Origin of the sequence: Streptomyces sp. NRRL WC-3549 (assembly GCF_000721935.1) — a bacterium.
Classification (GTDB): Bacteria; Actinomycetota; Actinomycetes; order Streptomycetales; family Streptomycetaceae; genus Streptomyces.
This window is the reverse complement of sequence record NZ_KL585448.1, coordinates 5,849-7,289: the sequence shown is the minus strand read 5'-3', so window position 1 is coordinate 7,289 and position 1,441 is coordinate 5,849. Positions and strand designations below refer to the sequence as shown.

At 70.8% G+C, this 1,441-nt stretch carries 2 protein-coding genes; both read left to right on the top strand.

The annotated features are described in order from the left end of the window. Positions 1–63 precede the first annotated feature (63 nt). Positions 64–288 (top strand): hypothetical protein, encoded by a 225-nt coding sequence (locus IH13_RS0135095; protein WP_031091066.1) that lies wholly within the window; start codon positions 64–66, stop codon positions 286–288. A 117-nt stretch (positions 289–405) separates the two neighbouring features. Beyond that, a partial coding sequence (locus IH13_RS39280; protein ID WP_031091065.1) for a beta-ketoacyl synthase N-terminal-like domain-containing protein occupies positions 406–1,441 on the top strand: 1,036 nt, incomplete at its 3' end.

Below are 1,441 nucleotides of genomic sequence, written 5' to 3'. Positions count from 1 at the left end.
AGATGTGTATAAGAGACAGCGCTCGCCCTGTACCTGCGGGACGAACTCGTCGGCGACGGCGCGGTGTCGGCCCTCTCGCTCCTCGCCGAGCTGGACCGGCTGGAAGCCACGCTCGCGGGCGTTGCGTCCGACGACGCCGACCGGGTCAGGGTGACCGAACGGCTGCGCGGACTGATGGCCGGCTGGCACGACGACGCCTCCGAGGGGACCGACGCGGGCCGGAGCCTTGAGGAAGCCACGGCCGACGAGCTCTTCGACCTCCTCGACGACGAGCTCGAATCCTCCTGACAGACCCGGCCCGGCCCGCACCCTCCTGACTGAATCCAGGCCGGCCCCGCACGTTCCTGATCGAAGCCCGACCCGCCCCGCACCTTCCTGATCGACCTCTGCAAGGAGTGACACCCCATGGCGAACGAGGAGAAGTTCCTCGACTACCTCAAGCGGGCCACGGCGGACCTGCGCGAGACTCGCCGTCGGCTGCGGGACATGGAGGACCGGGAGCGGGAGCCCATCGCGATCGTGGGCATGGGCTGCCGTTACCCGGGCGGGGTGACGAGCCCCGAGGAGCTGTGGGACCTCGTCGCCACGGGCGGGGACGGCATATCACCGTTCCCCACCAACCGGGGCTGGGACATCGAGGGAGTGTTCGACACCGACCCGACCCGTTCGGGTACCACCTATGTCCGCCAGGGCGGATTCCTGCACGAGGCGGGGGAGTTCGACCCCGGCTTCTTCGGCATCTCGCCCCGCGAGGCGTTGGCGATGGACCCGCAGCAGCGCGTGCTCCTGGAAGTCACGTGGGAGGCGTGCGAACGCGCGGGTATCGCCCCCACGTCGCTGAAGGGCAGCAGGACGGGCGTGTTCGCCGGTCTGATGTACCACGACTACATCAGCACGCTGCACACCCTGCCCGACGGCGTGGAGGGGTACCTGGGCACGGGCAACTCGGGCAGTGTCCTGTCCGGCCGGGTGTCGTACACACTCGGCCTGGAAGGGCCCGCGGTCACCGTCGACACGGCGTGCTCCTCCTCCCTGGTCGCCCTGCACCTCGCGGTGCAGGCGCTGCGGTCGGGCGAGTGCACCATGGCCCTGGCCGGTGGGGTGAGCGTCATGGCGACCCCCGGCACGTTCGTGGACTTCTCACGCCAGCGCGGTCTCTCCTTCGACGGCCGCTGCAAGTCCTTCGCCGCGAGCGCGGACGGCACCGGCTGGGCCGAGGGCGCCGGAGTCCTCGTGGTGGAGCGCCTGTCCGACGCGCTCCGGCTGGGACACGACGTACTGGCCGTCGTCCGCGGCTCCGCCGTGAACCAGGACGGGGCCAGCAGCGGCATGACGGCCCCCAACGGCCCGTCCCAGCAGCGCGTCATCCGGCAGGCACTGGCCAACGCACGGCTGGCACCGGAGCGGATCGACGCCGTCGAGGCACACGGTACGGGTACGA